This is a genomic window from Synechococcus sp. 63AY4M2 (assembly GCF_002760475.1).
In the GTDB taxonomy this organism is placed as follows: domain Bacteria; phylum Cyanobacteriota; class Cyanobacteriia; order Thermostichales; family Thermostichaceae; genus Thermostichus.
In genome coordinates this window covers 1,052,453-1,060,768 of the sequence record NZ_AXUX01000001.1, presented here as the reverse complement: position 1 = coordinate 1,060,768, position 8,316 = coordinate 1,052,453, and the positions used below count along the sequence as shown (strand labels likewise).

At 56.3% G+C, this 8,316-nt stretch carries 6 protein-coding genes and 1 pseudogene; 4 read left to right on the top strand and 3 right to left on the bottom strand.

What is annotated here, in order from left to right; all coding sequences use genetic code 11:
- Positions 1-23: 23 nt before the first annotated feature.
- Positions 24-755: a DUF1614 domain-containing protein gene (locus SYN63AY4M2_RS04720; RefSeq protein ID WP_240527952.1), complete on the top strand. Its 732-nt coding sequence runs from the start codon at positions 24-26 to the stop codon at positions 753-755.
- Between the two features lie 339 nt (positions 756-1,094).
- On the opposite strand, the gene feoB is transcribed toward SYN63AY4M2_RS04720, so the two are convergent.
- Both feoB and SYN63AY4M2_RS04705 read right to left on the bottom strand, forming a co-directional pair.
- Positions 1,095-3,386, bottom strand: a complete 2,292-nt coding sequence (feoB, locus tag SYN63AY4M2_RS04710) for a Fe(2+) transporter permease subunit FeoB (RefSeq protein WP_099887244.1) — start codon at positions 3,384-3,386, stop codon at positions 1,095-1,097.
- Complete coding sequence (locus SYN63AY4M2_RS04705; protein WP_099887243.1) at positions 3,383-3,877, bottom strand: FeoA family protein; 495 nt, start codon at positions 3,875-3,877, stop codon at positions 3,383-3,385. The genes feoB and SYN63AY4M2_RS04705 overlap by 4 nt, the downstream gene beginning before the upstream one ends.
- A 306-nt stretch (positions 3,878-4,183) precedes the next feature.
- On the opposite strand from SYN63AY4M2_RS04705, the pseudogene SYN63AY4M2_RS04700 reads away from it, so the two are divergent.
- The 3 genes and pseudogenes from SYN63AY4M2_RS04700 to grxC all read left to right on the top strand — a co-directional run.
- Positions 4,184-4,711, top strand: a pseudogene (locus SYN63AY4M2_RS04700) (enoyl-CoA hydratase-related protein); the annotation flags it as partial.
- A 60-nt stretch (positions 4,712-4,771) separates the two neighbouring features.
- Positions 4,772-7,558, top strand: coding sequence for a DNA polymerase I (gene polA / locus SYN63AY4M2_RS04695; protein WP_099887242.1), 2,787 nt, complete (start codon positions 4,772-4,774; stop codon positions 7,556-7,558).
- A gap of 65 nt (positions 7,559-7,623) precedes the next feature.
- Complete coding sequence (grxC, locus tag SYN63AY4M2_RS04690) at positions 7,624-7,884, top strand: glutaredoxin 3 (RefSeq protein WP_011429436.1); 261 nt, start codon at positions 7,624-7,626, stop codon at positions 7,882-7,884.
- 51 nt (positions 7,885-7,935) lie between these two features.
- Here grxC and SYN63AY4M2_RS04685 read toward each other — a convergent pair whose 3' ends face one another.
- Positions 7,936-8,232 (bottom strand): DUF2470 domain-containing protein, encoded by a 297-nt coding sequence (locus tag SYN63AY4M2_RS04685; protein WP_099887241.1) that lies wholly within the window; start codon positions 8,230-8,232, stop codon positions 7,936-7,938.
- Positions 8,233-8,316 lie beyond the last annotated feature (84 nt).

The following is an 8,316-nucleotide window of genomic DNA, read 5'->3' as shown; positions in this document are numbered from 1 at the left end:
CCCCGAAGGGAAGCGACCCGCCTGTGCTGTGCGATTCAGCGGCTGTACGACCAGAGTTTCCATTAATTCCACTTCCCCGAAGGGAAGCGACTGCCTATCTACTCTTTTTACTCCTGCTCTTAGCCTTCCCGTTTCTCTGGTTGGTGGTTACCCTAGATGCGGTTCAAGTTGCTGTTGCAAAGCTCGAATTTTCTCCTAACCTATCTCTTGTGCTGCTGACCCTAGTAATTATTGAGAGTACGATTAATATCCCCCTTTATGAGAGAGTTTCCAAAGTAGCTATGGTACCTGATTTGGATCGATTGTGGACGATGCGCTTCTTTTGGGGTATTCCCTTAAGGCGAATTGAACAGAAAACGATTGTGGCGTTGAATGTCGGGGGTGGTCTGATTCCAACCCTATTGGCCATTTATCAGTTTACCTGTGTTTCGCCAATTTTGATTGTGCTTGTCACGGCTGTGGTGACAATAGTTAGTTATTATTCTGTCCAGGTGGTGCCGGGGATTGGGATTCAAATGAATGCCTTGATTGCTCCCCTAACGGCGGCGATGACTTCTGTGCTATTAACGGCGGGGTCTGATGTTGTGGCAGCACCGATTGCCTTTGCTGGCGGTGTATTGGCAACACTAATTGGGGCTGACCTGTTACACCTGCCCCAAATTGAGCGGATGACTCCAGGCATTCTTAGTATTGGTGGGGCTGGGGTTTTTGATGGTATTGCGCTGTGCGGTTTATTCGCCGTTTTGCTGACTTAGAAATTACTCAGAAATTCCAACAATTCACTTAATTGGTACATTCGGTTGGCTCGTAATTTATTCTGAAAAACGTTCTGAACAACACGACTTATCCCTAAAATTGATCCCCCATTAAGATGGTTTTTCTACCCACTCGTACAGTTCTAAATCCGTTGAGGCGCAGGAGTGACAGCCCCCACACTTCCGCTGGTGTACGGGGCGCACCCGCCCTTTGCGAATTAATACATCCAGGATCGGACGGAGGGCATCGGCATCCATTTGCCAGTGTTGACATAATTTGGTCAACGAAACTTGCCGGTGCGTTTGCAGATAACGTTGTAGGTCTTGCAAGAGCATCCCTTACCTCCCGGAGGGTACCCGCCGCAAACGGGGGCTACTGACGGCACGCAATCCCCACAAAACCCCCAACTGTACCAGCATGAGTCCCAATACCCACAACAGGGAACGTGCGGGGTGTTCATTAAAAGTCATGAACTGGTAATAAAAGGTGGCAACCCAATAGGCCAGCCCGGTTGTCCAACAAGCGATAAACACCGTCCAGCCTAGATTGGTTTCCCGATAGACTGCCGCCGTCGCTGATACACAGGGGAAATACAGCAGGACAAACAGCAAAAACGCAATCGCCGCCGTGGTACTGCCAAAGCGGGAAGCCATCTGCCCAAAGGTAGTCGTCTGCACCCCCAATTCCTCCGCCACTGCCTCCTCATCCCCACTCCTGCGGACTACCCCCATCCCCAGCGGGTCCAGCAACTGCTCCCCTAGGGCGGCAAAATTTTGGGGAATGCTGGCAACTGCTTCCTGGAGACCACCCCACAGGTCAAATGCCGCCGGTGGTTCCCCACTATCTGCTGCTTCCGCCTGCGCCAACTGCCCATAGAGGGAATTCATGGTTCCCACCATCACCTCCTTGGCAAACGTCCCGGTAAATATCCCCACCGTTGCCGGCCAATTCTCCGGTTGCACGCCCATCGGTGCAAATACCGGCGTAATCTGCCGCCCAACCGCACTGAGCAGGGAATCGGTACTGTCCTGTTTCCCAAAGGAACCATCCGTTCCCACCGAATTTAAAAAGCCCAAAATCACCACCATCACGATAATCATCCGCCCCGCTTTGGTAATAAACGCTTGCAACCGTCCCCAGGCGTGGATGGCTACCCCCTTGAGCGTGGGCAAATGGTAGGGCGGCAATTCCATAATGAAGGGAGCCGCTATCCCCTGTAGCAGGGTGCTTTTCATCACCAAACCCGTAAACACCGCCGCCCCAATGCCAATCAGGTAAAGCAGAAACACCACATTTTGGGCATTTTTCGGAAAAAACGCCGCCCCAAACAGGGCATACACGGACAGCCGCGCCCCGCAGGACATAAACGGGTTCATCAGAATCGTCATCAACCGATCCCGCCGATTTTCCAGGGTACGGGTCGCCATAATGGCGGGGATATTGCACCCAAACCCCACCAGCATCGGCACAAAGGACTTCCCCGGCAAGCCAATCCACCGCATCAGCCGGTCCATCACAAACGCCGCCCGCGCCAAATACCCGGAATCCTCCAACACCGATAAAAAGACAAACAATAAGCCAATTTGGGGAATGAAGGTCGCCGTCGTTTGAATGCCACCCCCCACCCCGTCCGCCAACAGCCCAATCAACCAGCCGGGAGCGTGGAGTTGTTGCAACACATGCGCCGTGCCGTCCACCGCAATCGTGCCCACCCCTATATCAAAAAAATCCACAAAGGCTCCCCCCACATTCATCGCCACGAAGAACATGAGGTACATCACCCCGAGGAAGATGGGAATCCCCAGCCACCGGTGCAACACCCAGCGGTCAATCCGATCCGAAAGCGTTTGGCTAACCTGCCCAGCGAAAGTGACCGTCGCCCCCATCACCTCCCGAATCCAGGTGTAACGGACATCGGCAACCAAGAGGTCAATGTCTTCCCCCAAGGTTTGAAAAATCTCCTGCCGATGGGTTTCTAACACCGGTGCAACGTTCGCCCCATCCACCGCTTGCAACCCGTACAGCACCGCCCAAGGGGAACCCAGACCTGCTGTATGGGAAAGTTCGGTAAAGGCTTGCTCGATCACCGGGGGATAAACAGGGCGCACCCCCGCCCCCTGCGGCTGGGTCAATGCCTGCCGGATGACTGCCTTAAGTTCTGCCACCCCCCGCCCCCGATGGGCACACAAAGGCACGACCGGACAGCCCAACCGCTGTTGCAAACCAGCCACGTCAATCCGTATCCCCCGCCCTTCCGCTTGATCCATCATGTTCAGGGCAATTACCAGCGGCACCCCCATTTCCAAAAGCTGGGTCGTCAGGTAAAGATTCCGCTCCAGATTGCTGGCATCCAGGATATTCACCACCAGGTTGGCTTCACCGCTGAGCAGGTAATCCCGTGCCACCTGTTCATCCAGCCCCGTGCCCCCCGCTGCCACATCCAGGGAATAAATCCCCGGCAAATCCACCACCGTCACCGTTTGCCCCTGATCCCGGTAGGTGCCCTCCTTGCGTTCCACCGTCACCCCGGGCCAATTCCCCACCCGTTGGCGCGCCCCCGTCAAGGCATTGAATAGGGTCGTTTTCCCACAGTTGGGATTTCCCAGTAAGGCAATCGTCCGCTTGCTCATTGCCCATCGCTCCCTAAATTTGCTTCTCCCTCCACCGGCACTACCTGTAATGCCGCTGCTTCCCCTTTGCGCAGACTCAGGGCAAACCCCCGCACCTCAATTTCCGTCGGGTCTCCCAAGGGCGCATGGCGTTTCACCTGCAGGATCGTCCCCGGCGTTAAGCCCATCCCCAGCAATTTCCGCTTGTAATCCCCCGCTCCCGGCGCATAGCCCACCACCCGCACCCGACTGCCAATAGTCGCCTCCCCCAAGGTCATCCTGGGCATTGCCGCCTCCCATCGCTCGACACCAATCCGTTCCGCCATACCCGCCCCCAACCCCCACCGCTGACCTTGACATTCCACCAGCACCGACCCGGAATCCAGATGGCTCAGCACCGTCAGCACCGCCCCCTGGGTAATGCCCATGCCCACCAACCGGGGATTCGCCTCGCCGCAATCCACCCGCACCACCCGCACCCGTTCCCCTGCCCGCATTTGAGATAGGGGCATTATTTGCAAATTACCTTCACTAGCAATTCCCGGCTTAGCCCGGCTCACTGCCGCCTCGTTGACATAGGTAAAACCCAGTTTTTGACCGTTATTTCCCGGCTGACTCCCTGAATGTGGCACCAGAACCTCCTTGATTATTAGTGGCGTTTGTAATAACTTTAGACCTGAACATAATAAATATTATTCTCAATTCAATTAAATTAAAACGCAAAGGCAACCCGACGGCGCCCCTGCCTTAAGCAAGTTTTAATGCTCAGGACGCCAAATTGTTATCAAATATTACGGATGGGATGGATTATAACTGGTCTGCAGCGCCTCATCCGCTCCTTGCCCAAGGTGGTGATTGCCCTAGTGGCCGGCTACGCCATTGGGGGAGGCCATGTTTTGCATCTCCTCTGCGATCTCACCATTGCCGCCGACAACGCCATCTTTGGCCAGACCGGGCCTCGCGTGGGCAGCTTCGACGGCGGCTTTGGGGCCAGCTACCTGGCGCGGGTGGTGGGGCAGAAGAAAGCGCGCGAAATCTGGTTTCTCTGCCGCCAGTACACAGCCGCCCAGGCGCTGGAGATGGGCCTGGTCAATGCGGTGGTGCCCGTGGAGGAACTAGAGGCAGAAGGGATCCGCTGGGCGCGGGAGATCCTCCAGCACAGCCCCCTGGCCATCCGCTGCCTCAAGGCCGCCTTCAACGCCGATTGCGACGGCCAGGTGGGGCTGCAGGAGCTAGCCGGGGACGCGACACTGCTGTATTACATGACCGAGGAAGCGGCCGAGGGCAAACGGGCTTTTTTGGAGAAGCGCCCCCCCAACTTTCGCCAGTTTCCCTGGCAGCCCTAGGGAGGGATCCTCTGTTGGATCCCTTTTGGATAGGCTGGACTCAGTTCTTGGTCTGGGCCGATGGCTTCCCAAACTCCCCGGCTGCTCTTGGTCGATGGCCACTCCCTGGCCTACCGCTCTTTTTATGCCTTTGCCTACAGCCGCGAGGGGGGCTTGCGCACCTCCACGGGGATCCCGACCAGTGTCAGCTTTGGCTTTTTGAAATCGCTGCTGGAGGTCTTGGAGAAATACCCCCCCACCCACATAGCTGTTGCCTTTGATACCCGGCAGCCCACCTTTCGCCACGAGGCGGATGAAACCTACAAAGCAGGCCGTCCGGAAACGCCGCCGGAGTTCGTTGAGGATGTGGAGAACCTCCAGCAGGTGTTGGCGGCGCTGCGCATTCCCATTTTGGCGGTGCCTGGCTTTGAGGCCGACGATATTCTGGGTACTCTCTGTCGGCTTGCTCCCCACGAGTATCGAGTGCAGATCTTAAGCGGCGACCAGGATCTGTTTCAACTCATTGACCGCGAGGGAAGGATTCGGGTTTTGCACCTCAACAGCAAAGATCGCGTCAGCGAATTTGGCCCCCAAGAGGTCAAAGAGAAACTCGGCATCTGGCCTTGGCAGGTGGTCGACTACAAAGCCCTCTGCGGTGACCCTTCCGACAACATTCCCGGTGTCAAGGGGATCGGCCCCAAGCGAGCGGCGGAGCTCTTGCAGCGCTATGGCAGCCTGGAGGAGATTTTCAACCATCTGGGGGAGATCCCTGGCAAAATCCAGCAGTACCTCAGGGAAGGGATCCCAGCAGCCCAGCACTCCCAATTTCTGGCTCGAATTCACTGCGATGTCCCCCTTTCGCCTGACTGGGAGAGCATGAGGTTAACTGGGTTTGACCCAGAGGAAGTGCTGCCGCTGCTGGAGAAATTGGAGTTTCGCAGTTTCATTGCTCAAGTGCGCAAGCTGCAAGCCACTTTGGGCGGGATCCCAGCCCAAGCCTCTCAAGCAAGGACAACTTCAAAGGATGGCTCTACCTACGACGAGGCTCTTTGGTTTGATTTTCCCGCTGCTCCCGCTCCCTCTTTGCCAGCAGTGTGCATCGTGGATACAGCGGAGAAATTGGAGCTGTTGCGGCAGGAGCTGTTGGCCTGTTCCGGGATCGTAGCCTGGGACACAGAAACCACGAGTCTGGATCCCCGCGACGCCCAACTGGTGGGGATTGGCTGCTGCTGGTCAGAACGGGATGTTGCCTATTTGCCCCTTGGCCATCGCCAGGGATCCAACTTGGACTGGGACCTGGTCAAACAGAGTCTACAGCCCATTTGGGAGGATCCCAATCGGCCCAAAAGCCTGCAAAACTGCAAGTATGATCTCAGCATTTTTCGCGCCCATAGCATCCGCCTGCAAGGGATCCAATTTGATCCCATGCTGGCCAGCTACGTTCTCAATCCAGAGGCCAGCCACAACTTGGCCGACTTGGCAGCTAGCTATTTAAATTTGCCCACCACCAGCTACGAAAAGTTGCTGGGCAAAGCAGAGTCCCTCGCCGATCTGCCCATTGCCAAAGTGGCAGAATACTGCGGCACCGATGCCTACTGCGCCTATCGTTTGGTGCCCATCCTCACCGAAAAGCTGCAACAGACTGACCCACGCCTCTGGAATCTTTTTGTCCAAGTGGAGTTGCCTTTGGCCCATGTTTTGGAAGAAATGGAGTGGGTCGGCATCCGCATCGACACTGAGTTTCTTCGGCAGTTTTCCCAGGAGCTGGAAAAAGAGCTACACAGTCTAGAGCAGAAAGCCTATGCTCAAGCAGGCGAGGTGTTTAACCTCAACTCTCCCAAACAACTGGGATCCCTGCTCTTTGAAAAGCTCAAGCTAGATATCCGAAAAACTCGCAAGACGGCCACCGGCTACTCCACCGACGCCTCGGTTTTGGAAAAGCTGGAAGGGGATCACCCAGTCATTGAAACCATTCTCCAGTACCGCACCCTGGCCAAGCTCAAATCCACCTATGTGGACGCGCTGCCGGCTCTGGTAAGACGCGATACGGGTAGGGTGCACACCAGCTTCAACCAGACCGTTACTGCCACTGGCCGGCTCAGCTCCTCCAACCCCAATTTGCAAAATATCCCCATCCGCAGCGAGTTTAGCCGCCGCATTCGCCAGGCCTTCGTTCCCCAGGAGGGATGGCTGTTGGCCTCGGCTGACTACTCGCAAATTGAGCTGCGCATCCTGGCCCACCTCAGCCAAGAGCCAACCCTCATCGAGTGCTTTCGCTCTGGGGAAGATGTGCATACCCTTACCGCTCGCTTGCTCTTTGAAAAACAAGAAGTAACCAGCGAAGAACGCCGCCTGGCCAAGACGATTAACTATGGGGTGATCTACGGCATGGGGGCGCAGCGTTTTGCCCGCACTGCCGGCGTCTCTCTAGCGGAGGCGAAGGAATTTTTGCGGCGATTTAACGAGCGCTACGCCGGCGTTTTTGCCTATCTCCGCGCCACCCAAGCCTTTGTGGAAGAACATGGCTATGTGGAAACCATCTTGGGCCGCCGTCGCTATTTCCCCAATTTGTCTCAGCTATCCGGCCATCGCAAACAGGCCGAGCTGCGGGCTGCGGTGAACGCCCCCATTCAGGGATCCGCCTCAGACATCATCAAAGTGGCCATGGTGCGCTTGCAGGAAAAGCTGCAGCATTTTCGCTCGCGTTTGCTTTTGCAGGTTCACGACGAGCTGGTGTTTGAAGTAGAGCCCTCCGAATGGCAGGACTTACGGCCCCTCATTCAAAGAGAAATGGAAGAGGCAGTGCCCCTTTCCATACCGCTGGTGGTGGACATTCAAATTGGCCACAACTGGAAGGAGGCCAACTAAGGGATCCCGGCCTCGGAGAAATGTTAAGCTATGTAAAAGTGTGTGAAAGTGTTGGTTATCTCCCTATGGCCGTTGAGATCTACACGTGGCGTTTTTGTCCCTTCTGCATTCGCGCCAAGCAACTGCTAGACCGCAAGGGAGTCAAGTACATCGAATACGCCATCGATGGGGATGAGGCGGCGCGGGCGGAGATGGCCAAGCGGGCCAACGGGCGCCGTTCGGTACCCCAGATTTTTATCAACAACCAGCACATCGGCGGCTGCGACGACCTCTACGCCCTTGAGGCCCAGGGCAAGCTGGATTTGCTCCTGCAGCAGGCCAGCTAGCTGCCTGCTTTCCTGCTAGCCTGGGCGGGATCCAAACCCGTTAACTTGTGGCTAACCGGCGGCCTGCCTGAGCTGGGCACGGGCTTGTTTGAGCATGGCAATCAGGGTGTGGTGGGCATCTTCAGAATCTTTGAGAGGGTGATCAAAGGGGATGCGCAGCTTCCGCACAGCCCCATCCACCTCCACCTGTAAGTCCATTCCTTCCGCGTCGATGGCCTCCATACGGGCCTGGACCACTCCTTCCACCTGGCCGAAGACCCTGGCGTAGAGGGCCACGGCATCGGCGTGGTCTTTGTTCATGTGCTTGCAGATGCGCTCGCTAACTTGAGGGGTGAGAGGATCGCCCATAGAAGGTGGGAATTGCCAGGTACAGGTTTTAGTCTAGCGGAGTCTTGACCGAAACCTTGGCGGCGCAGATCCCGCTCTTCCCCT

Bases quoted from the DNA above. Each gene is read 5' to 3' on its own strand.
- feoB (WP_099887244.1), bottom strand. From the start codon at position 3,386: ATGAGCAAGCGGACGATTGCCTTACTGGGAAATCCCAACTGTGGGAAA.
- SYN63AY4M2_RS04705 (WP_099887243.1), bottom strand. From the start codon at position 3,877: ATGCCCCTATCTCAAATGCGGGCAGGGGAACGGGTGCGGGTGGTGCGG.
- polA (WP_099887242.1), top strand. From the start codon at position 4,772: ATGGCTTCCCAAACTCCCCGGCTGCTCTTGGTCGATGGCCACTCCCTG.
- grxC (WP_011429436.1), top strand. From the start codon at position 7,624: ATGGCCGTTGAGATCTACACGTGGCGTTTTTGTCCCTTCTGCATTCGC.
- SYN63AY4M2_RS04685 (WP_099887241.1), bottom strand. From the start codon at position 8,232: ATGGGCGATCCTCTCACCCCTCAAGTTAGCGAGCGCATCTGCAAGCAC.